The sequence below is a fragment of the Thermofilaceae archaeon genome (genome assembly GCA_038731975.1).
Classification (GTDB): domain Archaea; phylum Thermoproteota; class Thermoprotei; order Thermofilales; family Thermofilaceae; genus JANXEW01.
Genome location: JAVYQJ010000001.1, coordinates 181,622 through 206,279, shown reverse-complemented (window position 1 = coordinate 206,279; position 24,658 = coordinate 181,622). Strand labels below are relative to the sequence as shown.

Here is a 24,658-nt window from a genome sequence, read left to right as displayed (position 1 = left end):
CGCGTTAACGTGTACGCGATGCTCGTCATAGCCGGCTTGGGGATATGTGGTTTAAGGGACCTCACGCTGGGCACCCTCGAGTGCTTAAGGCGTGCCGATGCAGTTTACGTAGAAACGTACACTAGCCTGATCCCAGACTTCAACGTGCGAGATCTGGAAGGCTTGGTGGGGAGGAACGTGGTAGTTATTGGGCGCGACGTCATTGAGGGGGAAAAGCTCTATGAGATAATCGAGATGGCCAGGGAGAAGCTGGTAGTTCTACTGGCCCCTGGAGACCCCTTTATCGCGACTACACACATCGTCGTTAAGCTGGAAGCAATCAAGAGAGGGGTTGAGGTTCAGTACCTACCGGCACCCTCCATAGTGAACGCTATTAGCGCAGCTACCGGTCTCGACTTCTACAAGTTCTGTCGCCCTGTAACAATCGTCAGCCCGCGCTCCAGCTACTTCCCTCTGACCCCTTACTACGTCTTAATGGAGAACCTTAAGAGGGGACTACACACCCTTTTCCTTTTAGAACTTGATGTGGAGCGGGGATACGCGATGCGCGCGGAGGAAGCCGCTCAGCTACTGTGGAGCATGGAGGAGCGTGTAGGAAGGGGGATTATCGACTATGAAGAAACCCTCTTCGTATCGGTTGCGCGAGCTTCAAGCCCCAGTCAGATCGTGAAGGCGTTTAAACTCACCTCTACGCCGGACTTTGGTCCTCCACCGCATGTCCTCATCGTGCCCGGTCTGCTGAATCCCGTAGAGAAGGAAGCTCTGCAGCTGATAGCTGGAGCCTCCCCTCTCGATGTCGAAAAGTGGCAAAGTAGGGTGAAAGCGTTGATGGAAGAAAAATCGAGTTATTGCGTGCAATAGCGCAATAAGCTAGTCCTATGAGGAGGTTAAGGCTATGGAATCCCTTGAAAGGGCTAGACGGTACATCGAGAACCTACGCGCAGCTCTAGTTGACTTAGAGGGGAAGGATCTGGGGGCTGCCACACGGGTCGTTGAGCAGGCTCGGAGCTACCTATCTGATGCGGAGTTCTACCTAGAGAAGGGGGATATAATTACCAGCATAGCGTGCTCGTCCTACGCTGAGGGGCTTCTTGACGCGCTGAACTTGCTTAGCGTGGCTAGAATCGAGTGGCCACGCAAGCCCAGACCGAGGGTCATCGTTGGGGGGGCCTTTGAGATCCTGCATCCTGGCCATCTACACCTACTTAGACGGGCTAGGGAGCTGGGCAGGGTCATTGTGATCGTGGCCCGGGACTCCACGATCCAGAAGCTGAAGGGGAGGCCACCAATAGTCCCTGAGCAGCAACGCTTAGAGGTCGTCAAGAGCATTAGGTACGTTGATGAGGCATACCTAGGCAGCGACCCCCTCGATGTTGAAGGGGTGCTGCTGAAACTTAGGCCGGATATCGTCCTACTGGGTCCTGACCAGCATTACCTGGAGGAGCTGGTTAGAGAAGCGATCTCCCGACTGAACCTAGGCATAAGCGTTGTGAAGCTCGAGAATAGGGTGGGCACCGAGAGTTTCTCTAGCAGCGCGATTTTCAGAAAACTCTCCGAGCATACTTAGTAGCGGTCTCGTGCGCCAGCCTGAGGGGCTCTGGGAGGCGAGTCCCTTTCCTTGTGAGCCTCGAGACGAGGGCGACGGCTGTGGGTAAGGAGATCTTGTGACCCACGCTCACGTATATGGGTTTGGATGATGTACGCAAAGCGACCCCTACGACCTTGCCTGCCAAAAGGACGGGCGCTTCTCGCCCACTCCACTCGCCAACCTCGCCGCATAGCAGCTTTTTAGCCACCCCTATCGTCGGCTTGTCTACGGCGAGGCCTACTTGGCAGGCTATACCGGCGCCGAGGGGGTGGAGCCTTCCATTCCCATCAACTATCAACACGTCGGGCTCCAGGTCTAGCTTGCGCAGTGCAGCTATCATAGGGCCCGCTTCCCTGAAAGCGAGAAGCGTGGGGATGTAGGGTACATGCACCTCCAGTTCGACAACGCTGCTGGTGACAAACCCGAGCGTGCGTGCATCAACTACGGCAGCAGCCGCAATAGCTCGTGGCCCGGAGTACGTGACATCGACTCCAGCAACGTACCTGACCTCACTGGGAAGCGCATCGCTTTCTAACACCCTAGACGCTATCACGCGTTGCGCGAACCTGGCCCTCTCTACACTAAACATCACGCTCATGCAGCTCGCCAAGGAGCGCTTTCAAGGCTCGCTCCAGGTTGTTGCTTGTCACGGAGTAGTGGAAGTCCCGGACCGAGCTCTCTATCAACGCTCTGAGCACGTCTATCTTGCGCCTTAACCCTGGGACGAGGGCCTCGGGGACGGCGATTGAAACCAGCGCTCTGTAGATTTCCTCCATGAGTTTGAGCTCCCGCGCGGCGGACGCGTAGTCGCCGCTGCTGAGATGTCTCAACAGCAGCCTCCTCAGCTCTCCTGTGAAGTCCGCCAAACCCAGTAGGAAGTGAACTGGTTCAACGCGTAGAGCCTCATACCCCTTCAATTCCTCCCCCTTAAGGTAGCTGTAAAGCGCGTTGGCCTCCACATACTCAGCCAGAGCAGCCGTTACGGACCCACTGTAGTACAGCCGTGGACTCAACTCCTTAAAAGCTAGAAGCTCTTCCACTATAGCGCGTAGATGCTTCAGGAGGCTTTCGGCTGCAGCGAGATCCCCGTCGTGAAGCTTGAATATAGTCTGGCGCGAAAGCCTGACGATTTCGCGCGTAAGCGTTAGCAGCTTCTCTCGAGCTTTATCCTCTGCTTCCAGCACACTTCGGGCCCGCTCTACGGAGTCTAGCAACGCGCTTGCACCACGCTCTGCCATTACCAAACGCATATCAAACTCGTTTTAATCGTTTTCCACGAAGTTAAGCTCTTATCAGCACGTGAAAGAGCACCAGCAGGAGAAGGAGAGATGGAGGAGTTAGAGAAGTGGCTCGCGGCTGGAGAAGCCGTCAGAGAGGCTCTTTCAAAGGCTTTCGACATGGTTAAGGAAGGTGTCAGTCTGCTGGAGCTAGCCGAGAGACTTGAAGCTGAGATAGTGCGAAGGGGGGCGCAGCCGGCCTTCCCGGCGAACCTCTCGATCAATGAGGTGGCAGCACACTACTCTCCTGGCGTGAGGGATAGGACCGTTATCCCGGAGAAAGGAGTGGTGAAGGTCGATCTCGGCGCTCACGTTGACGGGTGCATTGCCGATGCCGCAGTAACAATCGCGCTGGACCACCGGTACGAGCCTCTCGTTGACGCCGCAATCCAGGCGCTGCGGGCAGCGCTTAACGCTTTGAAACCATCCACTGATCTATGCGAGATAGGGTACATCGTTGAGTCGACTATCAAAGCGCGGGGCCTAAAGCCGATCTCAAACCTCTCTGGACACTCAATGCAACGGTACGTGCTCCACGCCGGGAAGCATGTGCCAAACGTACGTTCCGACCCGTGCGGGAAGGTCTCTATCGGGGAGATCTACGCGATCGAACCCTTCGTAACCGATGGAGCCGGTTTTGTTGTGGAAGAGGAACAAGGGACGATCTATCGGCTGGTGAGCAACAAGAGTCTCGGCGAACCCTGGCTCGACCAACAATTGAGAAAATTGTGGTCCAAGTACAAGAATCTGCCTTTCTCTGAGAGATGGGTGTACGCGGAAGATGGTCAACAGGGGCTTGAGGGTCTGGTAAGACTCGTCGAACGACGCCGTGTCTACCGTTACCCCGTACTCGTTGAGGCAAGGCGGGGAATGGTCTCCCAGTTCGAGGACACCGTGATCGTACAGCACGGGAGGAACATCAATACGACACGAGTGCTAGAACTGCTCCGCGCGTAACATCCTCTTTCAGTTACCCACCCCCAGTGTGTTGCCGACCCCCACTACAACTGCGGTCTCCCTCGGCTGGACATGCTCAAGTAGTAGCGCTTTGACGCGATCTTTAGCCTTAAGGCATGCGTCATATAGATCCTTGCTCATGGGCATCATGGCTTCTTCGGCCGACATCTTGATCAGCAGCGCGTAAGCCTTTAACCCGTACTCCGCGAGAACCTCCTCGATCTCGTACTTTTCAGCTCCCGTACCACCGACAGCGACCCCGAAACCTTCAACTATGGATCCACTAACCTCACCTTCCAGCTTCACCATAGCGTCGATCGTCACGACAAAAGATACACTGTCACCCCACATGATTAACGCCCGTCTGAGGGCCTCATCGACCCTCCCCACGTTGCTGCCTGGACCTTCCGCTTTGATCAAGATGATCCGTCTACCTTCAAGATCTGCTAGATAGACCCTCGTATCGGGGACTCCTATGTCAACGTACTCGGCCTTAAGCTCTCTGGCTAAGGTGGATAGGACGAGAGGGCCGGCGGAATCGCCTATAGGAACCTGCCTCAGCAGGGCTTCGAGTGCACCCTCGTAAGACTTCACGGTTTCGGCTATGAATGGCAGCAGGGCTTGGAGCTGAAGAAGCAGCCAGTAGCTCTTGAACCTCCTAGCTAATGTATAGTCGTGGTTGAGAGCCTTGTAAAGGAAATTCAAGCTTCTGGCGACGTGCACCAGTGAAGCGAGAGTGTCTACATCGCTCTTCTCGGCGTTTGGCGCAATCCTCCTTATCTCACCTTCGAGGGACTTATCCACGTTTAGCATCATGTACTTGACCTTCTTCACCACGGCGAAGGGGTCCATGCTCTCAACCGGTATAACGACCAGCTCAATCAATTCGTTCACCTTTGACTCCAGCTCGCTTAAGTTTACGCGCAACTTCATCTTCGATACCAGCTCCCCAAGCTTCCTGACCACGGAGGAGGCAGCCTTATCTCGAGACGCCTTGAAAAGCCTCAAGTGGAGCTCGATCTCGCTCGATATACGGTAAACCTCAAGCTCTCTGGAGATGTAGGATAGGAGCATCAGCACCGCTATGAACGTTATAAAGTCGACAGCGCTTCCGCCATTCATCATCCAGGACTCCTAGCATGACTTTTAAGCCATACTCTAAAACAGCTACCGTGGCAGGCGGTTTCGCACATTTACCACATACAGCTGACGTGCTGATCGAAGCCTGGGGCGACACGCTAGAGGAGGCTTTTGAGTACGCTGCCCTGGGCGTATTCGAAGTGATGACAGACACCACGAAAGTCCAACCAGAGGTAGAAGTAACAATCACAGCCAGAGGGGTCGACTTAGAGGCTCTTCTCTACGACTGGGTCGAGCAGCTGATAATCGTCTTCGATACAAGACAACTGCTGCTATCTAAATTCAAAGTCCTTGAGATCAGCAGAGACCAGGACGGGACGTTCCAGTTACGCGCGAAGGCTTGGGGGGAGGAGTACGACCCAGAGCGACACGAATCCAGGACGCTCGTCAAGGCCATGACGTATCACTCCATGGAGATCATTCAAGCACCTGAGCGTACCACGCTGCGCTTCGTAGTTGACATTTAGTGGTCTATAGCACGAAGAGAATCTCCTCCAACAGCAAGCGAGGTATTGTGTGCCTACCGTGCTTCTCGAAGCGCACTGCCCCATAGCGCTGCAGGAACTTCAGGTCCGCGTAGACGTTGGAGGGTGAGCGCCCAAGCATTCTAGCTATCTCGCTTACACTTAACTCCCTTCCCTGCCTCAAGAGGGCTAGTAGCTCACACATCCGATCCGAAAGCATACGACGAGCAACTTGGACCGGAACCTCCTCTTCCTCAGTATACCATAGTTCGCCTTCTTCTTCGTAGTACATCAAATGCTCGCCTAGCAGCCGTTTTAGATCATCGTGCTTGCCGTGAACTTCAAGCTCGACCACTCTACTCAGGAGCTCCTCCGGGGTTACCCTCCTGATTATGTATGCTTTCACAATTACACATATGTTAAAAGGATAAAAAGCTTTTTATGGTATGATCCATAGAATGGAATGATGGTCACCCTTAAGAAAATCGAGGATGTTGTCTGGGAGATACCTCAAACCTACAAGCGTGGGATGAGAGTACCAGCTCGCATCTTCGCCGACGAGTACCTGCTGCAGAAGATGCAGACGGATCTGACACTAGAGCAGGCTGCCAATGTCGCCATCCTTCCTGGCATTTATAAGTACTCCATCGTTCTGCCCGACGGGCACCAGGGGTACGGCTTCCCCATCGGAGGGGTAGCCGCTTTTGATTACAACGAAGGGGTACTGAGCCCAGGCGGCGTTGGATACGACATTAACTGCGGCGTCAGGATCCTTAGGACGAACCTCCGCTACGAAGATGTGAAAGACAAGCTTCGGGAGCTCTCCGACTTGCTCTTCAGGTATATCCCTTCAGGCCTAGGTAGTAGAGGCCGCGTGAGCCTTAGTAAGGTGGAGCTGGATAGAGTACTCGCGGACGGAGTTCTCTGGGCTGTGAGTAAGGGGTATGGCTGGTCTGAGGATCCGGAGTACATCGAAGAGAGGGGGGCTATGGAGGGGGCTGACCCCTCAAAGGTGTCTGACGTTGCGAAAGAGAGGGGTAGGGAGCAGCTTGGGACTTTGGGTAGTGGTAACCACTTCTTGGAGATCCAGGTCGTCGATAAGATCTACGACCCGAAAGCCGCGGCTACGATGGGTATCGAGGAAGTCGGACAGGTCACAGTCATGATTCACACAGGGTCCAGGGGGCTCGGCCACCAAGTTTGCAGCGATTACCTTAGAGTGATGGAAGTAGCCGTCAGGAGGTACAACATGCCTCTCCCCGATCGTGAGCTCGTTTCCGTGCCCGCGACCAGTAGGGAGGCGGAGGATTACTTTGCCGCTATGAAAGCGGCAGCCAACTTCGCTTGGGCTAACAGGCAGTTAATCACGCACTGGGTGAGAGAAGTCTTCTCTCAAGTTTTCAGGAAATCTGCAGACGAGCTTGATCTCCACATAGTGTACGATGTTGCGCACAACATCGCTAAGCTGGAGGAGCACGTTGTAGATGGTGCGAGAAGGAAGGTTTACGTGCATAGGAAGGGTGCTACTAGAGCTTTCCCGCCTGGACACCCACTGGTCCCGCGCAAGTATCAAAGCATTGGGCAACCAGTCCTAATACCCGGCTCAATGGGTACGGCATCTTACATCTTAGTTGGCACACAGAAGGCAATGGAGATAACCTTCGGGTCGGCGCCCCACGGAGCTGGACGAGTGCTCAGCCGTGAGGAGGCTAAACGAAGGTATAGGGGTAGCGAGATAAAGGATCGTCTAGAGAACAGGGGCATCGTTGTTCGCGCAGCCAGCATGGCCGTCGTAGCGGAGGAGGCGCCCGACGCGTACAAAGACGTGGACAGGGTTGCTGACGTGGCTGATAGAGCTGGGATGGCGAAGAAAGTTGTTCGGCTGGTACCGATAGCTGTAGTGAAAGGGTAGTTCTCCTACCTGGCCGCCAGAGCTATTCTTTCTATCTCCTCTTTCCTCCTTAATGCGTAGCTGCCGGCCTCGCCGTAGGCGGCCGCGATAATCTCATCGGCGAGACACTCCTCTATAGGCTTAGGGTTGTTAAAGGCTGCGAGCCTAGCTCCCTCGCAGATGTGGCGGAGTGCTAGATCTACGCGCCTCTGGGGCGAAACGTCCACGGATACATGGTATAGGATTCCGCCGTAAACGACTCGAGTCGTCTCCTCCCTGGGGGCCGCGTTCTCTATCGCCCATACGAGAACTTGGATCGGATTCTGGCCTGTCTTCACCTCTACGATCTCCAGAGCCTTCTTAACGATGTTAGTAGCCAGAAACTTCTTTCCAGCGTTCCTTCCCGGCCTCATGACCATGTTGATCAAGCGTTCAACTATTGATACATTGGCCTTAGCGAAGCGTTTCTTGGCATGCAACCCACCTGAATGAGGAGCAAGTACTGGCTTAAGGCACACATAGGGCTCTAGGCTTTTATCCCTGACCTTCACCTCCTCTAAGTCCCACTTACCAAACACCAGTATCTTCTTCCCGTCCAGCGTTCTAAGTGCACTAGCTGACATGCAGCGAGTGCACGCAAGCAGACTTTTTTAGCTTTTCGCAAGAGTCGGAGCGTATAGCCGGAGCATACATCCATATTTCTCATTCGATACTCAGCATCTAAGTTGCACCAAGTACAACACGCTCTGATGCCTTTTCACCGTCCGATTCTCCTATTCCAGTTACCTTCGAGAAAGGCGCTACGAGCGTACAATAGCGGGGCGCACCCCCTACGCGGCTTATACACTAACGATAAAGTACCACATGGTGGGCCCGCCGGGATTTGAACCCGGGACCTCCCGCGCTCTAAGCCGCGTGGGCTCGTCAGGCGGGCATCCTAGCCGCTAGACCACGGGCCCCTCTGAAGGGCTCTAAGCGGGGCATTATATTGTTTGCTTCACAACTATTACGATAAGCTTTTAGCAGTTGCTGCGCCCATAAGTACGGCAGATGAAGAACCTGACCTGCACTGAAAGGTGAAGAGATGCACCTCATCTGATGCCCAGCGTTCCGAACTCCATCTAGTTCAAGACCGAAGAAGTGTGCATCCCAGTTGAGGAATGTGACGTAATCATAACCTTTAAAATTACATTTTTAGAGCTAAAGTAAAATAATAGTTATTGTGATTTAATGATATCATCTAAAGTTTTTAGAATAAGCCCATCCGGAATTCTTAGAACATCCCCTATCCGTGCACCTATGAGAGCTTTTACCCCCTTAGCCGCTGACGTATCCACTAGGCGCTGTGTGATTATACCGTCGAAAACAACGTAGGATGCATTTTCTGTTTCTCCAATCTCCTTCACTAGGTCTCTGACCGGGACCCGTTTAATGAACCTCCATTCGGAATCGTAAAGTATGGCTTCAAGTGTACCCCGAAGCTCTTTCGCTTCACTTACCACGCGTTCGGGAAGTTGGAATCCCTCAACTTCTCGTGGCTGCACAAAGGCTTGCTCAACCTTAGCTGAGCTTACCTCCTCCGTTTTTTCAACCGGCTTTATCGATTCGAGAAACTCTTTAACACTCATCTTATTCTTTAAGGCTTTGGCTATCTCTTTTCCTGTTAATTCCTCCACCTCTCTTCCTGGCGGCGCGCGGGCAATTGCTTCCACATTTATCATGCTGATAACGTTGCGCGCGATCAGCTCACCGCCTCTATCTCCATCCACAAATAGGATCAGCTTCTTCTTTTTCGCGAGCTCCGCGATGGTTTTAGGTACTGCGGCGCCGCCCAGAGCTATGACGTTTTTATACCCGTGTTTGAGTAGATTTATGACATCAGCCCTACCCTCTACAACTATGACAGTGTCCGAAGTATCAATTTCGGGGCCTGCGGGAAGCCCCTCCGGCCCGTAGTGCACTATCTCTGCGATTTTTAACGATTCCGCAATCTCCTCGATAAGCTCCCTACTTTCAGGGGCTTCTTCCTCCATCATCCGTAAAAGCTCCTTCGCCCTCTCAACTATGCGCTTGCGCTTCTCAGCACGAACATCCTCGATTCTAGTAACCTCAACCTTAGCTGCATAGGGTCCCACTCGATCGACAGTTTCAAGTGCAGCTGCTATAAGAGCAGTCTCAATTTTGCTCAAGTTAGACGGTACCTTCACTACACCTCTTATCTTGTTATCGGCTTTGCTAGATATCACTTCTATCCTACCTATTCGACCGTTGTTCTGCAATTCCCTCAAATCCAAGTCCGAGCCTAGCAAACCCTCCGTCTGTCCAAATAGAGCCCCTATGATGTCTGATTTATCGACTAGACCCTCCACCTCGATCTTCGCGTGAATCACGTACTTGGCGTTGACTGGCACACCAACCACACCTATTCACCCTACTGAAGCCTGATTTTGCTATGCTTTTATACGGTTTGCTGCCGTCCGCAACCAGTATTTGATCATCTCTGTTAGCAACAATCCCGAAGATCGAGAAAACGGTTTACAGACCTGAGCAGCGGGGCACTGTAGCCGCCCGTTAACACGCAGGTTCACAGCTTCGACGGTACAACGTCGGCCCTCCATGCGCTCTCTGAGCGGGCGGTCTGAGCGTGCCCCGCTTTCACACTTCTCTCGACATCCAAGTTTTGAGCTTTTCGTTCGTACCCCCTCCCCCAAAATTGACAGCATGCGTTAAGGGGCTTGACCGTCTGCTACCACCATGTTTACGTGCCCGGAGTGCGGGGGGCGAGCGGTTGAGACGACTGAGTTTCTAGTCTGCGGGAGCTGCGGGCTCGTGCTAGGCCAGCTTATCGAGGAGGGCTGCTACTGGCCCAATGCGACGTGGGTTCTCGTTGAGGCTGCCGAGCGGTTCGGCGTCGACTTCGACGAGTGCCTGCAGCTGTACCGGATCGTGAAGTCCGAGAGAGTGGTGGAGGGGGCAGCCCTAGCCATAGCCATATACGCGGCTTTAAGGAGGAAGGGGGAGCACGTACCTTTGAGGAGGATCTGCTGTTGGTTAGTAGCCCACGGTATCAACGTGAGTTATAAACAAGCTGTGAAGGGGCTCCTAAGAGTTAGCCGCCACCTCGATCGACTGTCCCCCCTATCAAGCGTTAGAATTTACGCTAGAAAACTCAATCTCGATGAAAACCTTGTTAAACACGCAGAGGAAGTGCTGTTGAAGGCGAAGTATCTAGGGGGTAGGGACCCCTACTTGATAGCCATCGCAGCCATCTACTTAGCGGCTAGAGGCCAAGTTACGTATTACAAGCTAGCCAAAATAACCGGGAGATCTCCTTCGAGGATATGGGATGCTGTCAACTACTTAAGGAAAAACTTTAGTAATAAAAGCTGAATCTAATTTCAGTTCTTATACATTAGTTAGATTTAACGAATATCTTAGAAACCTTCACATCATATAGAAGTGTACTAGGATCGGAGCGGGCCCTTATTAGTGAATGCTTGGTGCGGCCGCCGGGATTTGAACCCGGGTCGTCCGTGCGGCTGATGCCGCGCTCCGGCGCGGGGGGCCGGCGCCCTGGACCAGACTAGGCGACGGCCGCTCATATCAGGGTGAATCTGAGAACTTATATGGGTTGCGCTGCTAGGACTGCATTGGATAGCTCGATTCGTATTTATCAGGGTAGTGGATATACCCAGTGGGTTGCAGATACTTGTTTTATAATAAGAAGAGGAGAAACATAAGCAGCAGTGCAAGGCTTAGATCGTACTTTTGCTCGGGGTGAAGCAGTAATGTGTCAACGATACCCAAGTATAAGCTTCCAGCGGCTGATATCACCAGCGTCATACTAGCATTTTGCTGCTGAACTCTCTAGTTGGCAACCGGCTCACCCTATTATGCCTTGGAAGAGGTTCCAGAAGTGTATGCTCCCGCTTAAAAGCCTCGCTGATGTATCGAGCAAGGAAGCTTTCAGGAAGCTTCTAGGCGCGAAGGTCTATAGCTTGAATGGAGAATACATTGGCTACCTTAAGAGGATCTATGTTGAGAAGAAGAGGGGGAAAGCTACGAAGATAGTGGTCAGACTGTTGAACGGAGGTCTGCTTGTCCTTGACCCAAGCATCGCCGTGATAGGCCCTGACGGCAGGATTACGCTGAAGACGGACGTTAAGGTGGAGGCTAAAGTCATTGATAGAGAATTAGACAAGCTTCAGACAATGGTATCCGAACTACGCAGCGTGAGGGAACGCCTGCTTGAGCTCGATGAAGCCTTCATCTCCGGTGAACTCACTAAGGCAACCTATCAGCGCTTTAGAGCCGCCCTCGAGCAAAGAAGGCAGAAGATCGTTTCTGAAATTAAGAGACTTGTAGAAGAGCTAGAACCATACACGCACAGACTAGAAGAGGAGAGGAAAAAACTGCTGAGCCAAATGAGTTCGGCCGAGGGCGAAAAGAGTACACAGATCCTAAAGAAACTAAGGGAGCTACGTGAATTATTAGCAAGAGTAAACGAGCTTATAGATAATGCTGTTCATGAACTTTCATTCGAAATGGAACTAGAAGAGTTCATTGATCGCTATCTTAGAGACTGATCGTTTCCTCGCTCACTCCGAGTATAAGATGGGGCCTCGTGGCTTTACAGTTTTTGCAATACACGTGAAGCTGTTTAAACTCGCTCAGATCGAACCCCACGTCAAGCACTCTCTTCTCGCCGCATACCGTGCACTGGAGAACCCATTTAGTCATTGGGCGCCTTTCAGCCCTCCATTCATAAACTTGTTCTAAGAGCGCAAGGACACATGCGGAGCTCCGTGGCTGCTCGCTTCATCAGGATCAGGCCGTAATGCGATTTCTTCATCGCTCCTTAGAAATGGATCTGCAGCGCGGATAAAAACGTAGCGCATGGATCGTTCACAGAGATGTCACGATGAATGCGTTCAACGCTGAAAGTGTTGCGACCATGAGTGCGCTAATTCGTTCATCTAGCGGCGCGTGGAACGGGGCTGCAAGAGCAAGCGCGTACGACTTCGGAGCTGCGAAATCCACGAGGCCACACACACCCTTTCCGTACCCGACACCCTCACTAACGCTGCTCAACCCTTGCCTCTTGATTAGCTCCGGATCAGCGACGCTCACCCCTCTTCTGACGACCTGATCTAGGACTAGGTAGAGGATTGTGCTTTCAGCGCTTGAGGGGGGATCGCTCGTAATTGCGTAGAAGCCGGGGCATTTCGTTTCGTGAAGGTCAATGACCAAGCCCAGCTCCTGCTTCTCGATAAACTCTCGAAGGAGAGCGACTTCGGGGATTTCGGCACGATCTAAGTCATCGTACGTCAAAACTTCGCCGTTCTGAACTACCACAGTCAAGAAGCGGTTAAGGCTGCCAACCCCCTCAACCTGAGGCAGCTGCGAGGCTATGAGTATCCTGTAGCCCTCCAGCGCATCGCTTAATCCTTCCTTGCGAATCCTCGACCGGAGGCAGTTTAGTACCTCATAGGCATCCATTTGCGATCCCACAGCGATTCCAACCCCCTTTGTAAGAGCCAGGAAGAGCTCGCCATCATCTATCAATGTTTCCACTCCGCTGTCTTTCAGAATCCTCCTGATGTCGTCAAGCGATCGAACCTCAACCTGGTCTCCGAGCATTCTGCTTAAAATAAAAGAGGCTTCGTGCAGACCAGTTGGATCCCGCGAAGGTAGAATGTAAGTCGTCCTCTCTATGTCGACCTGGACTAGAAGCTCTAGAGCAGCATAAACGCCAGCGACTTCCACACCCGAGGCACCCGCTGTTACCAGTACAGCCGGCTCCTCCTTACCGCCCACTTTAAATATCGTGATCGGTAATCCTAGCCAATCGTTAGTTGATGTCGCGACCTTAAACGTCCTCCTCATAGCTTCAATCGTATTGAGGTACTCGCTCGTTCCCAGCGACATACGTACGCTCGTTGCATTCGTTCTAAAATATCTTGTGCCTGCTTGCCCATGAGCCCAAACCTCACACTTCATCTCACCTTAAAGGTAGGGATAAAAAGAGCATCCTTCTCTTTGACCAGATGGCGTTCGAGGAGGAGACCCCTAAACCGGAGAGGCGAATCCGGAGAGTTGAATCGGGTATCCCGGGCTTAGACGAGATTCTAAACGGCGGAATACCCTTTCGCAATGTTGTTCTGCTCTCTGGGGGGCCGGGAACGGGAAAAAGCATTTTCGGCCAGCAGTTCCTCTACTATGGTTTAACGAAGGGGGAGCCTGGTGTATTAGTAGCGCTTGAAGAGCATCCTGCGCAGATAATCGCGAACATGATGAATTTCGGCTGGGACGTGCGCAAGTACGAGGCGGAGGGGCTCTTCGCTATCGTCGATGCGTTCACGGGGGGCGTAGGCGAGTACGCCAAGCGTGAGAAGTATGTAGTGAAGAGCGTAGACGACATCCCCTCCTTCATTGATGTAGTTAGAGACGCTATCAAGGATCTCAAAGCGCAGCGGGTAGTCATAGACTCCGTCACAACACTCTACCTGACGAAGCCCGCTGTAGCACGCTCTGTCGTAATGACCTTGAAGAGGGTCTTGTCGGGTCTCGGTTGTACGTCTATTTTAGTGTCTCAGGTCAGCGTTGGGGAGAGGGGGTTCGGTGGCCCCGGCGTGGAGCACGCCGCCGACGGTATCGTACGCCTCGATCTCGACGAAGTAGACGGGGAATTGAAAAGGAGCTTGATTGTTTGGAAGATGAGGGGCACCTCGCACAGCATGCGCCGCCATATGTTCGAAATAACCGATAAGGGCATCATAGTCTATCCTAATAAAGTGCTTAAATGGAGGGGTCGCACCTTCGAGGTGGAGGGAGAATGAGCGAGGAAATCCCTCTTAAACCGGTGTCGCGTACGGACATACACAAGCTAGAGACTGCGCTGATCGTGGCCACGCTCCTTCGCGAGGATGTGCTACAAAAGATCAGGGAAAGCACGGAGAGGTTGACTTGGATCGATAGCCTCGCGGTAGCCGCGGGAGCTCTGGCAAGATCTAGGGCTGGCATGACTGTGGAGCAGATCGCTGAGGATTTAGGTCGAAGCGAAGCTACGATTCGGAGGCACCTAACCGGGAAAACGGAGGCTGCTAAGCTCATTGAGGAAACCTACCAGAAGTTCCTGCGGGACGGTGTAAAACTCGAAATACCCAGCCATCTATCAAAGACTAGCCCAGAACTCGAGCGTCGAGTAGCCGAGCTTGAATCTACCGTGAGAAGCTTAGAGGCTGCGAAGAAGGCTTTGGAGGAGAAGCTGAGTAGAGCTCGAAAGCTTGCTGAAGAGCTAGTAAGGGAGCTATCCTGAATGCCGCTGAACTGCTTTGTTTACTGTCCTAGGCTCGGATACGCGTTAAGCTTAGAAGAGATCAAGGGGATACTTCTTAGAAGAGGAGAGAGGCGTCTCACCCAGAGCGTCAACCTTGGTAAAAGTTTAATCGAAGCCGCGATCGAGGGGGACGAAGTGAGGCTGGGCTCTTTCTCGGTACCTCTCGAGGAGATGGAAAAAGCGGCCGCCGCGGGGGATGCAACACACGTGTTCTTCCTGTCGAAGGAGGGCCTTGAGAAGGTCGCATTCTTCCACGAGGGGCGTTACTACAAACTCAGAAATGTGGGTGAAGGTAAAGCGCCCACGCTCGAAATATCTGGGATACACATGCATAACATTGAGAATACCGATCCGTGGAGTGATGCAAAGCGCAAGGTCGACAAGTTGAGAGTGCGAAGCGGAAGCGTCGTTCTCGATATTTGCACGGGCTTAGGGTACACCGCGTCCCACGCGGCGCTTCGCGGCGCAACCGTTGTCACGATTGAGAAGGACCCTGCTGTGCTTCAGATTGCAGAATTTAACCCCTGGAGCCACCTACTTGCTAGCCCCAGCATAACGATAATTCTCGGAGACGCTTTCGAGGTCCTTGAAGAGCTACCTGAGAACTTTTTCGACGCCGCCGTCCACGATCCACCACGGTTCTCTCTCGCCGGAGAACTTTACAGCCTCGAATTCTACAGAAGATTGCGCCGAGTGCTGAAAAAAGGGGCTAGAGTCTTCCACTACACAGGTTGGCCGGGAAAGCATCGGGGGTTGAACATACAAGCGGGTGTTGTACGTAGATTAAGAGCGGCCGGATTCGAAACGATAGAAATTGTGAAAGGATACGGCGTGGTAGCTCAGTCAGTATAACGGCGGAGCGAATCAATGCTGCACACATGCTAAAGAGCCAATCTAGGAAAGGGGAATAAAAGGTGAAGAAATAGTAAAGTGCTCCGCATCCCGGCTCGCTCGACGACTGGGGCTATGCAGGCTTTCGGGCCAGCCTCCCTTCAACTGAAGTACTATCGTGAGGCAGCCCCCCAAAGGCGTCGGGAAGTGGGCGAGTAAGCTGCCGCCCTAAAGCGCGGTTGGCTCCATGATCTTCCAAGGACAAAAGTTGGGACCAACTACGTGCGGGCTGTTTTCCTTGACTTAAGCTCGAGCATCACTTTCCTTTTCCATCCACAGCTCTCGATTCTCCGCACCACTCTTGATAACGCGCCAGGCGAGAATGTCGCTAATGCTGCATACTTTACGATTTGTGGTGATCCACTACTGTACAAGGAACATAGGATTGTCCTTCCCTTAAATTTGAGGAGCAATCTTTCTTCATAGAATTTTTCAGGATTGAAACCTAACATTTTAAGTGTATTACTTATAACTTGAAACTGCCTTTCATATTTCTTATAAGCTTTAGCATGATCGATGACTTTTATGCCAGCTATAAATAGGTCTATCATCGTGACAGCTCGATCTTTACCAACCTCAAGCACCGCAACTCCCGTGGGGGGTCTGTACAAGTGAACTCTCCGCATTCGGAATGCTCCTGCACAGCTCTTTAAAAAGCTCGCGTGTATAGAAACCATAGAGAGCCCCCTGCATAGTAACCCATTTAAGCTCTAGACGGTACCCTGATATGAGCGGCCGTCGCCTAGTCTGGACTAGGGCGCCGGCCCTCCGCGCCGGAGCGCGGCATCAGCCGCACGGACGACCCGGGTTCAAATCCCGGCGGCCGCACCATTCTCACGTAGCCGTCTCCAAATCAAGGAAAAATAATGCTGAAGATTAACCCATGTTTGTAGGATGATGGTCGAAACGCGGGAGCATGAAAGCGAGCCGTAATGTCGGTAAGAAGGCGGAGTAAAGACGCCTTTAAATCTAGTCCTCAATATGGAATTATTCTGGTGCCAATACGTTCTCCCCTTAATGCACGTAAGATATTGCTTGGAGGTTTACCTGATATAACAAAAGTGTTAACTTTGCTTCTCCTTATGATCGAGAGAGTCATAGGGTCTAGGAGACGATACCCGCCGGCCACGAGATTCCCGGTAAAAATCCTCTCGATGTCGCTCACAGCAACCTCGTCGAACCTTCTCGCATGGGGGTTCCTCTTAGGGTCATCGTCGTATACACCGTCCACGTCGGTAGCAATAACTAGCTTCTCCGCGTTTAAAGCCTCAGCTAGGAGAGCAGCTACTGTCGTTGTTGACTGTGCTGGCTGGAGCCCACCGACAAAAATCACCTTCCAAACTGGTAGCGCTGCCACAGCTTCGTGCAGGGAGGAGGGTATTTGAGGGGGCGCGACGTTATGAAAGTAGGCCCATAATAACGCAGCATTGACCGCTGCCAATCTGAGTCCAATGACATCGAGGGTTGACTCGTTCAACCCTAGGCTTCGACCCCAGCCAATGTACTTGCGGGCGATTTCACCGCCGCCAACAGTAACGGCTATACAATCGTAGAGCTGAAGAGCCCCATTCAGAGCTTCCTTAAGGCCGCGAAGGTACTCTAGGTTAAGCTCCGCTCCATCGAAGAGGACGTGACCCCCCAGTTTTACCACAGCGCTTCGGAACATACCGAAGTGGCTTCACGATACTACCTTATTAAGGATTCAGCAGCTGGGGAAGATCGGCTAAAAAGCAAGTTTAAAAACATAGGCTGGCACACTAGCGCAGGCGATAGGTGATGCGAGGCTACCTCGTTTGCACCCCTGCTGTCTTTGCTTTACTGGATGAAAGTGGAAAAGTTCTAACCTTCGAGAGGCTCCCGGAAGATCCTGACGCTGCAGCAGAAGAGCTCCTCGCAATCGAAGAAGGTGGTATCCCACCGACGCTCGAGGCACTGCTAAAGAGGACTGGTGAACTGGGGGTGAGCGAGCTTGTTGTAGAAGACCCTGATCAAGCTCAAAGGCTGAGCGAGGTGTTGAAAGCCACCGTGAGAGTGGAACCAAACAATGCAGTTACCAGGAGATTTAGGGAACGTCTTACAGAGTACCTTACGGAGTTTCGTTTAGACAAGGCTACGTACAGCGAGCTGGTGTATAAGGTCTCTATCGCTTTAACACGAAGGAAGGTTAAGAAGGCCGCAGAGAAGAGGGACCTCTTCATAGCGCAGGCCATCTCGGCTCTCGACGACATCAATAAGACCCTAAACCTCTTTGCCTCACGAGTAAGAGAGTGGTACGGTCTACACTTCCCCGAGCTTGATGAGCTGCTGGAGGAGCATGAAGACTACGTGAAGCTCGTATCGAGGATTGGTAGCAGAGAGAGAATGAGATACGAGGATCTAGTAAAACTAGGTTTCAAGCAGGATGTCGCTAAAAAGGTGATTGACTCGGCCAGGGCCAGCATGGGAGCCGACCTAACCGATTTCGATCTTAACGCCATAAGGCTATTGTCCGATGTGACTCTCGAGCTGTTCGAAATAAGGAGGAAACTCGAGAAATACATTGATGAGGCCATGATGGAAGTCGCACCAAACATCCGCGGGTTGGTGGGCTCGTTGCTTGGGGCCCGCCTCATCGCGCTCGCGGGTGGACTACAGAAGTTAGCTACGTTACCCGCCAGCACGATCCAAGTTCTGGGTGCTGAAAAAGCCCTCTTCCGCGCTTTAAGGACCGGTGGTAAACCACCGAAGCACGGCGTGATTTTCCAATACCCGTCAATCCACAGATCCCCGAAGTGGCAGAGGGGTAAGATAGCGCGGGCGCTCGCCGCAAAGCTAGCTATAGCTGCGAGAATCGATGCTTTCACTGGTGAGTACAAAGCTGACGAGTTGAGGGATCAGTTGGAAAAAAGGATACAAGAGATAAAGACACTCTACGCTAAACCGCCTAAGCGAGTAGCACCGCCGAAGGAGGCGCGAAAAGAGAAAAAGCCTGGTGAACGGAGGAGAAAGTGAGGTGGTGATATGGTAGCTACGGTCGGTTACAGAGCTCACGAAAGCGTTGAGCAAGTTTACTGGGTTGAGTTTGAGGATGGTTCAAGCAAGCTTGCGACAGTAAACTTAGCGCCAGGTGTCAGAGTATACGGTGAGCAGCTTGTGAAAATCGGTGGACGCGAATTCCGCGTGTGGAACCCGTACAGGAGCAAGCTTGCCGGCGCGATCCTGAAAGGAATTAAGCTCGTACCGATTAGGGCTGGCACTAAAGTGCTCTACCTCGGAACGGCTGCAGGTACAACCCCCAGCCACGTTTCTGACATCATTGGAGAGGAGGGAATTCTCTACGGGGTAGAATTCGCCCCCAGAGTCATGAGAGAGTTCATCGAACGGGTAGCCGCCTACAGGAGGAACGTAATCCCAATACTAGCTGACGCGCGATTCCCGCACAGGTACGCTTCAATAGTGACTGAGATGGTTGACGTGATATATGCCGATATAGCCCAACCCTTTCAGAGTAAAATCGTGGCAGACAACGCCGAGTATTTCCTGAAGCCCGGCGGCTATGTTATTCAGGCGATTAAGGCAATGAGCATAGACGTTACTAAAGAACCCTCTGAAACTTACAAGAGAGAAATCAACCATCTCGAAGAGAGGGGGTTCGAGATCGTCGATGTTGTTCACTTAGAGCCCTACGATATTGCGCACGCGTTCGTAGTAGCACGTTACCGCTAAAAACATTAACCCTCCTCAGATTATAGTGGCACAGAGCTGTGGGGCTGGAAGAGAAGCTGAAGGCTTCAGGGTTCGAAGTCGTTGGGGAAGAGGGTAGCACATACTCATTTGACATGATCGCGGTTAAGGGCGAGAACGCTTTCGCCATCAAAGTTTTAGAGAGACCGGGGATCGAGGAGATCAAGAAGTACGTCACAGACTTGAAGAGAATATCGATACCCCTCGACTTAACACCGCTGTTTGTTTGCGAGGAGGGGGCTCCCGATGATGTACTTGTTACATTTGAAGGGGTTCCTTCGATAACAGCTCCCACCCTACTTAAGTTGACCAGCGATGCTAAGCCGCCATTCGTCTACATCAGTCGAGGGGGGGTGTACGTAAAGGTGAGGGGCGAGTACATCAGAAAGCGCAGGCTTGAACAAGGAATGTCGCTAGGCGATCTTTCGCTCCTTCTGGGAGTAACAAGGAGGATGGTCTACGAATACGAGACGGGGCGCTCAGATGTAACAGTCGAAGTGGCAAAAAAGATGCTGCGCGTGTTTGGTGAAGAAGCCTTCGAGCAATTATCGCTGAACGGAATAAGGGAGCATTTCAAGAAGAGCAGAGTTTCTGAGCAGACCCCCACTGGCAGGATACGCGATCCCACGTTAAGGAGGATCCACGGTAAGCTTCTTTCAGCAGGGTTTGTTGGGCTAGCAATCGAGAGAGCCCCGTTTCAGCTAGCAGCAAAAAGAGAAAAGGGGATTGCAAGCACAAAGCTTGTCATAAGGAAAAGCTACGAAGAGGAAGAGTTTGAAGAGCAGTTCACACTGGAAGTGGCAAAGCTTTGCAAATCTTACGCGCTGTTCGTCACAGGGGATAAAGTTAGAGTGGTCGGCAGACAGGTAGTGGAAGCCCGTGCTGAGGAACTGGAGGAATGCTTAAGGGAACCTTTCTCTCTATGACTGGCAACATCAGGCTCATCGAAATCGATGAGGGGCTCGTCAGAATCCTTGCACCCGACCTTGAGTACTACTCCAGTAGCTCAGCCAGGATAGAGCCAGCTTGGGCCCCCGTTTTCTATAACCCCCGTATGAGGATTTCACGTGATTTGAGCGTGGCCATTGTATCCGCGTTTGCAAAGGCCTCTGGGCGCAGTAAGATCAGGGTGTGTGAACCCTTAAGCGCTACGGGCGTTCGAGGTCTACGCTACGCTGCCGAGATTGAAGAGATAGAAGAAGTCTTAATAAATGATAAGAGCGCGCTTGCGTATGAGCTGGAAGTCCAGAATGTTACTCGAAACAAACTGGATAATAAGGTTAGAGTATTTAACAGAGAAGCTAGGGCTTTACTACTTGAATTTGCAGAAAAAAGCGAAAAATTCGACGTTGTTGACATAGACCCCTTCGGTTCACCGGCACCTTTTGTTGAGAGCGGTTTACTCGCGCTTAAACACAATGGCCTCCTACTGGTTACAGCCACGGATCTCGCCCCACTCTTCGGCGTTGCGCCAGGCTCATGCAAGAGGAAGTACTTTTCGACACCTATGAGAACCGAGTTCTCGAAGGAGGTGGGGGCTCGTATTCTGGCGGCTTTTGTAGTACGTGAAGCGGCTAAGTTAGGCCTCGCAGCAGAGCCTATCTATGCGTTCCTCGCGAACCACTCTCTAAGAATAGCTTTCATAGTAAAAAGAAGTAAAAGTTTAGCTAAAAAGTTCTTGGATCTGTTAGGAGGAGCCATTTATTGCTACAAATGCTTCTACAGATCGCTCACCAGTTATTCGCCCCCAGAGCGCTCATGCCCAAATTGCGGTTCGCCTCTTACGATTGGAGGACCTCTGTGGACGGGTGATTTATGGAACCCGAGCTTCGCTCTGAACGTGCTCGAGCGCTATAGCGAGAGAAGCTACCTTAGCAGCGCCGGCCTGCGTATTGCGAAGCTGATAGCTGTAGAGGCAGGCAAGCCTGCCCTGTATTCAACTTCAACTAGTTTAGCTAAGCTGGCGGGCCTAGGGGATGAACCCTCACTCGAGAGGATCGCGGAGATTGCTGGAAAGCTAGGTGTCGATTTCTCTCCAACCCACTTTGATGCAAAGGGTTTTCGGATAGGTATCCAGCTTTACGAGCTGGCTAACTACTTTCGTGGCTGAAAAAGTCTGTTATTCGATTCTCACGGCCTTCCCCGTTCTCGCCGACTCGAGTGCAGCAATCACGCACTTTAGCGCCCTGTATCCATCCTCCCAGCTAACGATCGGCTTTTCTCTCCATAAGACACACTGTAGGAAGTTCATGACCTCCAAAAGAAGGGGTTCTCTCTTTACGCCTAGAAGACTCCAACTTTCTCTAACCTTCGATGTATAGGCCGAGACAAGATGGCTGTACTCCCCTATGGAGCGGTGCTCGACAAGGCCTTTCTCCATCGTCATGGTTTGCAGGATGTAGTCAACCTCGTAGAGCTTGTCCCGCAGCTGTACGCTTAAAATACGCCTCTTGAAGTTGGATCCGCTCCTCCAGCTTGCTCTAAAATCGCCGGTCACGTTTACGCTATCGAACGAGAAGAACGCCGAAATATCTACCTCTAACCCTGTAACCTCGTCCCAGTAAGCTCTAGCAATAACCCACTCGGGCGTAGCCCCCAGGAGGTAGCACGCTACATCGACATCGTGGATGAGAAGATCGTGGGCCGCACCCAAATTCGACGTGTAACCACTGGGTGGACCAGGGCCGATTCTCTGCGCTGATATGTGAACAATCTCGTCTTCCTCCTTCATCAGTTGCTCCTTCAGTGCCATAACCACGGGGTTGAAGCGCTCTATGTGCCCCACCGCTAGAAGCCTGCCCTCCCTCTCAGCCACCTTACCCATTTCTTCGGCCTCTTTAAGGTCGGCCGCAATCGGTTTCTCGACTAGTAGATCCATGTGCGGTAGAAGCTTCATTACCACATCGTAGTGGTACACTGTCGGTACCGCCACAATGGCGGCGTCAACCTTCATCTTAAGCAGCTCCGCTAGGTCACTCGTCCAGGAAGCCCCGTACATGCGGGCAACCTTCTCTGCCCGCCCGGCATCCTTATCAACTACGATGAGTTCATCTATGCTTAACCCCTCCGGACACATCTTCTTGATCTCGTTTAGAACGCGGACGTGGTTCACCCCCCATCTGCCGACGCCAATGACAGCAACTTTCACAAGTTGACTTCAAAACTACTTCTTAAAAAGCATATGAATGATACTGCCAGGAGTTCGTATGCGCTGCGCAATACTGGTGACAGGAATGCCAGGTAGCGGAAAGACGCTGTTCTCCGAGGCTGCGGCAAAACTAGGTCTCCCTGTGGTATCCATGGGTGATGCTGTCAGGTCTGAAGCTATTCGCAGAGGGTTAGATATTAATGCTGACACGCTTGCCCAACTATCATTGGAGCTGCGGGAGAAGAGGGGTCCGGCTGCCGTATCGGAGTTAACTTTGGCTCAAGTACCTATCGAACCGATCGTAGTGATAGAGGGGGTTAGGAGCCTGGCTGAGGTGGAGTACTTTCGCCGCCACTTTGATAGGGTCTACGTGGTAGCTATTCATTCCTCGCCGATCACCAGGTATCAACGGCTATCCAGCAGGGGGCGGAGTGATGACCCGAAGCATTGGGAGGATTTCGCTGAAAGGGATAGGAGGGAGTTATCCTTCGGTATCGGTGAGGTAATCGCTCTAGCGGATTTCATGCTTGTTAATGAGGAAATCAGTAAAGAAAGATTCATTGAGGCATGCATATCCGTACTAGTTAATATCCTGCGAAAGTGCCATCGTATGGATGATCTGAGTTCCTCAACCCCTGATAGCTCCACCCGAAGGGAAAAGACGGAGGGCGCAGGGTATGCGCAAACAACGTAGCAGAGGGTTGTGAAGCTTTTCTTGCTTCGCTCTAAATTCGGCGTAGAGTCTCGCTCATCATCCTATGATGGAGCTTTGATACCGAGCGGAGCAAATAAAGAGCGATAGCTACCATTCCCGTGGATCCAACGTCTTCCTCAATACCGTCAGGGTACACAGCAATTCCCATTTCCAGCTCCTTCTTCGATAAACCGGGGTCAGACCCTCCAAAAACTGCAAGAAGCCTGCCAGCCGCTGTATTAACGACTTCCGAAAGGGGCTTCTGTGCGTACTTCTTCGGCACAAACAAGAGGACCATATTAGGCTTCAGCACCTCAATCGCGTCGGGTAAATCGGGAAGGCACATGAAGGTTCTCCCCATCTTCAACGCCAGCTTCTGAGCCTCTGGAACACCTGCTTGAGCTGCGCTACCACTTGCTTTCGTGACGATGAACACGTGGTACCCCAACCCGTACACGACACGTGCTGCTTCGACGACCCTTTGCTGCGAGTAGGCGTTGTGAAGGACAGGAAGCACTTCAACGCCCGACAGCTCAGCCACGCGCAAGCTGTGTATCAGCTTCCCTTTAAAGTTGCCTTACTCTCCCATCTCTAGAGCTTTCTTAACTTCCCGCGCTATCGCTCTGCTTAAGGGTGGAGGGACCGCTTCACCCACCTGATCGAACTGCAGATCACGGCTGCCAAGGAAGATGTGATCATCCGGGAAACCCATCAGCCTGGCTTGCTCTCGAACGGTCAAAAGCCTGTCCTCGAAGGGATGGACAAAGCGTGAGGACCCCATTACTGTCGGGGCGAGATGGTACGGGTGTAAACGGACGTAATTGAGGAGGATCCTCCCGTTTGCACCTGCGTAGCGTATTAACGCTTCGCCCCATTTCAATTTCGCAATCCTCCTCTGTTTTCTCGGAGAGAGGGGGACTAGTTCGTGATTCTGCACGTTATGCGGGGCCTGCGGCGGGGGGAGGTCCCCAATCGCTTCGATTACTGTTACACGCTTATGTAACGGGCTCGGCTTAATACGTATGTTAGAAACGAACAGTCTGAGCCTGTGTGAAGGAGTCCCGTAATCCTCAGCTTTAAGCAGGTTAAAGTAAACCTCTGGGTAACCAACTCGGGCAAACTCCTTCCGTAGAGCTCCTCGAAGGGGACCCTCGATCAATGCTGGGACGTTCTCCATCACGAAAATCCTTGGTTTTAAGTCGCCCACTATCCTGACGAAGTGGAGGACCAGCCTGCCGATAGGATCCTCGTATAGCCTATCGATGGGGTTAGGCTTACGCATTGGGTTGGCTCCGGTGAAAGGTTCGCACGGCGGACTACCGATAACCACGTCAACGTCCCCCACGAGGGACGCGAGATCCTCGCTCCTAAGGCTCCCAACATCTTCGACTAAGACCTCAGCACTCGGAAAGTTTGCCTTGAAGGTTTTAGCGACGACTTCCACGTTGTCCACGCCTAAGGCGATTTCGAATCCCTCGTCTTTGAAACCCCTTGCGAAGCCTCCAGCGCCGCAGAAGAGATCCACCACCCTTAGCTTATCCACATC

General features: G+C 52.4%; 27 protein-coding genes and 3 tRNA genes. 16 read left to right on the top strand and 14 right to left on the bottom strand.

Annotation, left to right across the window (positions count from 1 at the left end):
- Nucleotides 1-18 precede the first annotated feature (18 nt).
- Both dph5 and QXF46_01220 read left to right on the top strand, forming a co-directional pair.
- Nucleotides 19-861 (top strand): diphthine synthase, encoded by an 843-nt coding sequence (dph5, locus tag QXF46_01225; protein ID MEM0225481.1) that lies wholly within the window; start codon nt 19-21, stop codon nt 859-861.
- A gap of 34 nt (nt 862-895) precedes the next feature.
- Complete coding sequence (locus tag QXF46_01220; GenBank protein MEM0225480.1) at nt 896-1,567, top strand: DUF357 domain-containing protein; 672 nt, start codon at nt 896-898, stop codon at nt 1,565-1,567.
- Here the strand turns inward: QXF46_01220 and QXF46_01215 are convergent.
- Complete coding sequence (locus QXF46_01215) at nt 1,542-2,177, bottom strand: endonuclease V (GenBank protein ID MEM0225479.1); 636 nt, start codon at nt 2,175-2,177, stop codon at nt 1,542-1,544. The genes QXF46_01220 and QXF46_01215 overlap by 26 nt on opposite strands.
- Nucleotides 2,170-2,826, bottom strand: coding sequence for a hypothetical protein (locus QXF46_01210; GenBank protein MEM0225478.1), 657 nt, complete (start codon nt 2,824-2,826; stop codon nt 2,170-2,172). The genes QXF46_01215 and QXF46_01210 overlap by 8 nt, the downstream gene beginning before the upstream one ends.
- Before the next feature lie 90 nt (nt 2,827-2,916).
- Between QXF46_01210 and map the strand changes: the two genes are divergently transcribed.
- Complete coding sequence (gene map, locus QXF46_01205; protein ID MEM0225477.1) at nt 2,917-3,822, top strand: type II methionyl aminopeptidase; 906 nt, start codon at nt 2,917-2,919, stop codon at nt 3,820-3,822.
- A 9-nt stretch (nt 3,823-3,831) separates the two neighbouring features.
- Here map and QXF46_01200 read toward each other — a convergent pair whose 3' ends face one another.
- Nucleotides 3,832-4,944, bottom strand: a complete 1,113-nt coding sequence (locus QXF46_01200) for a DUF1512 family protein (protein ID MEM0225476.1) — start codon at nt 4,942-4,944, stop codon at nt 3,832-3,834.
- A 17-nt stretch (nt 4,945-4,961) separates the two neighbouring features.
- Between QXF46_01200 and QXF46_01195 the strand changes: the two genes are divergently transcribed.
- Nucleotides 4,962-5,429, top strand: a complete 468-nt coding sequence (locus QXF46_01195; GenBank protein ID MEM0225475.1) for an archease — start codon at nt 4,962-4,964, stop codon at nt 5,427-5,429.
- A gap of 4 nt (nt 5,430-5,433) precedes the next feature.
- Here the strand turns inward: QXF46_01195 and QXF46_01190 are convergent, their stop codons facing one another.
- Nucleotides 5,434-5,832 carry an ArsR family transcriptional regulator gene (locus QXF46_01190; protein ID MEM0225474.1) on the bottom strand — a complete coding sequence of 133 codons (399 nt, stop codon included), beginning with the start codon at nt 5,830-5,832 and terminating at the stop codon, nt 5,434-5,436.
- 60 nt (nt 5,833-5,892) lie between these two features.
- Between QXF46_01190 and QXF46_01185 the strand changes: the two genes are divergently transcribed.
- The gene (locus tag QXF46_01185) at nt 5,893-7,338 is read left to right on the top strand and encodes an RtcB family protein (GenBank protein MEM0225473.1); all 1,446 of its coding nucleotides are present in this window, start codon (nt 5,893-5,895) and stop codon (nt 7,336-7,338) included.
- 5 nt (nt 7,339-7,343) lie between these two features.
- On the opposite strand, the gene QXF46_01180 is transcribed toward QXF46_01185, so the two are convergent.
- From QXF46_01180 to dnaG, 3 genes are all read right to left on the bottom strand, one after another.
- Nucleotides 7,344-7,940 carry a 30S ribosomal protein S7 gene (locus QXF46_01180; GenBank protein ID MEM0225472.1) on the bottom strand — a complete coding sequence of 199 codons (597 nt, stop codon included), beginning with the start codon at nt 7,938-7,940 and terminating at the stop codon, nt 7,344-7,346.
- A gap of 242 nt (nt 7,941-8,182) precedes the next feature.
- Nucleotides 8,183-8,276: transfer RNA gene (locus tag QXF46_01175), tRNA-Val, on the bottom strand.
- A gap of 258 nt (nt 8,277-8,534) precedes the next feature.
- A complete protein-coding gene (gene dnaG / locus QXF46_01170; protein MEM0225471.1) occupies nt 8,535-9,737 on the bottom strand; it encodes a DNA primase DnaG in 1,203 nt (400 codons plus the stop codon).
- Between the two features lie 334 nt (nt 9,738-10,071).
- Here dnaG and QXF46_01165 point away from each other — a divergent pair, with 334 nt between their 5' ends.
- A complete protein-coding gene (locus tag QXF46_01165) occupies nt 10,072-10,707 on the top strand; it encodes a TFIIB-type zinc ribbon-containing protein (protein ID MEM0225470.1) in 636 nt (211 codons plus the stop codon).
- Between the two features lie 108 nt (nt 10,708-10,815).
- On the opposite strand, the gene QXF46_01160 is transcribed toward QXF46_01165, so the two are convergent.
- Nucleotides 10,816-10,915: transfer RNA gene (locus QXF46_01160), tRNA-Gly, on the bottom strand.
- A gap of 295 nt (nt 10,916-11,210) precedes the next feature.
- Between QXF46_01160 and QXF46_01155 the strand changes: the two genes are divergently transcribed.
- Nucleotides 11,211-11,903 (top strand): PRC-barrel domain-containing protein, encoded by a 693-nt coding sequence (locus tag QXF46_01155; protein ID MEM0225469.1) that lies wholly within the window; start codon nt 11,211-11,213, stop codon nt 11,901-11,903.
- A gap of 319 nt (nt 11,904-12,222) precedes the next feature.
- On the opposite strand, the gene QXF46_01150 is transcribed toward QXF46_01155, so the two are convergent.
- Nucleotides 12,223-13,245 carry a hypothetical protein gene (locus QXF46_01150; GenBank protein ID MEM0225468.1) on the bottom strand — a complete coding sequence of 341 codons (1,023 nt, stop codon included), beginning with the start codon at nt 13,243-13,245 and terminating at the stop codon, nt 12,223-12,225.
- Between the two features lie 119 nt (nt 13,246-13,364).
- Here QXF46_01150 and QXF46_01145 point away from each other — a divergent pair, with 119 nt between their 5' ends.
- The 3 genes from QXF46_01145 to QXF46_01135 are packed head-to-tail and all read left to right on the top strand — an operon-like array spanning nt 13,365 to nt 15,508.
- Complete coding sequence (locus QXF46_01145; protein ID MEM0225467.1) at nt 13,365-14,156, top strand: KaiC domain-containing protein; 792 nt, start codon at nt 13,365-13,367, stop codon at nt 14,154-14,156.
- Nucleotides 14,153-14,635, top strand: a complete 483-nt coding sequence (locus QXF46_01140; protein MEM0225466.1) for a transcriptional regulator — start codon at nt 14,153-14,155, stop codon at nt 14,633-14,635. Before QXF46_01145 ends, QXF46_01140 begins: the two co-directional genes overlap by 4 nt.
- Nucleotides 14,636-15,508, top strand: a complete 873-nt coding sequence (locus QXF46_01135) for a methyltransferase domain-containing protein (protein MEM0225465.1) — start codon at nt 14,636-14,638, stop codon at nt 15,506-15,508.
- A 257-nt stretch (nt 15,509-15,765) separates the two neighbouring features.
- Here the strand turns inward: QXF46_01135 and QXF46_01130 are convergent, their stop codons facing one another.
- Nucleotides 15,766-16,131, bottom strand: a complete 366-nt coding sequence (locus QXF46_01130; protein MEM0225464.1) for a hypothetical protein — start codon at nt 16,129-16,131, stop codon at nt 15,766-15,768.
- A gap of 147 nt (nt 16,132-16,278) precedes the next feature.
- Here QXF46_01130 and QXF46_01125 point away from each other — a divergent pair.
- A tRNA-Gly gene (locus tag QXF46_01125) sits at nt 16,279-16,378 on the top strand.
- Between the two features lie 145 nt (nt 16,379-16,523).
- On the opposite strand, the gene pyrH is transcribed toward QXF46_01125, so the two are convergent.
- Entirely contained in the window at nt 16,524-17,213 is a 690-nt protein-coding gene (pyrH, locus tag QXF46_01120; protein MEM0225463.1) for a UMP kinase, read from the bottom strand.
- Nucleotides 17,214-17,323: 110 nt separating this feature from the next.
- Between pyrH and QXF46_01115 the strand changes: the two genes are divergently transcribed.
- The 4 genes from QXF46_01115 to QXF46_01100 are packed head-to-tail and all read left to right on the top strand — an operon-like array spanning nt 17,324 to nt 21,380.
- Nucleotides 17,324-18,538 (top strand): C/D box methylation guide ribonucleoprotein complex aNOP56 subunit, encoded by a 1,215-nt coding sequence (locus tag QXF46_01115; protein ID MEM0225462.1) that lies wholly within the window; start codon nt 17,324-17,326, stop codon nt 18,536-18,538.
- Nucleotides 18,539-18,547: 9 nt separating this feature from the next.
- Nucleotides 18,548-19,252 carry a fibrillarin-like rRNA/tRNA 2'-O-methyltransferase gene (locus tag QXF46_01110; protein MEM0225461.1) on the top strand — a complete coding sequence of 235 codons (705 nt, stop codon included), beginning with the start codon at nt 18,548-18,550 and terminating at the stop codon, nt 19,250-19,252.
- 38 nt (nt 19,253-19,290) lie between these two features.
- Complete coding sequence (locus QXF46_01105) at nt 19,291-20,196, top strand: helix-turn-helix domain-containing protein (protein MEM0225460.1); 906 nt, start codon at nt 19,291-19,293, stop codon at nt 20,194-20,196.
- Entirely contained in the window at nt 20,169-21,380 is a 1,212-nt protein-coding gene (locus QXF46_01100; protein MEM0225459.1) for a hypothetical protein, read from the top strand. Before QXF46_01105 ends, QXF46_01100 begins: the two co-directional genes overlap by 28 nt.
- A gap of 9 nt (nt 21,381-21,389) precedes the next feature.
- Here the strand turns inward: QXF46_01100 and QXF46_01095 are convergent, their stop codons facing one another.
- The gene (locus QXF46_01095; protein ID MEM0225458.1) at nt 21,390-22,418 is read right to left on the bottom strand and encodes a Gfo/Idh/MocA family oxidoreductase; all 1,029 of its coding nucleotides are present in this window, start codon (nt 22,416-22,418) and stop codon (nt 21,390-21,392) included.
- 58 nt (nt 22,419-22,476) lie between these two features.
- Here QXF46_01095 and QXF46_01090 point away from each other — a divergent pair, with 58 nt between their 5' ends.
- On the top strand, nt 22,477-23,112 hold the full coding sequence (locus QXF46_01090; GenBank protein MEM0225457.1) for an AAA family ATPase: 636 nt from the start codon (nt 22,477-22,479) through the stop codon (nt 23,110-23,112).
- Nucleotides 23,113-23,143: 31 nt separating this feature from the next.
- Here QXF46_01090 and QXF46_01085 read toward each other — a convergent pair whose 3' ends face one another.
- Both QXF46_01085 and QXF46_01080 read right to left on the bottom strand, forming a co-directional pair.
- On the bottom strand, nt 23,144-23,653 hold the full coding sequence (locus tag QXF46_01085; GenBank protein ID MEM0225456.1) for a RecB-family nuclease: 510 nt from the start codon (nt 23,651-23,653) through the stop codon (nt 23,144-23,146).
- A 36-nt stretch (nt 23,654-23,689) separates the two neighbouring features.
- Entirely contained in the window at nt 23,690-24,655 is a 966-nt protein-coding gene (locus tag QXF46_01080) for a DNA cytosine methyltransferase (GenBank protein ID MEM0225455.1), read from the bottom strand.
- Nucleotides 24,656-24,658 lie beyond the last annotated feature (3 nt).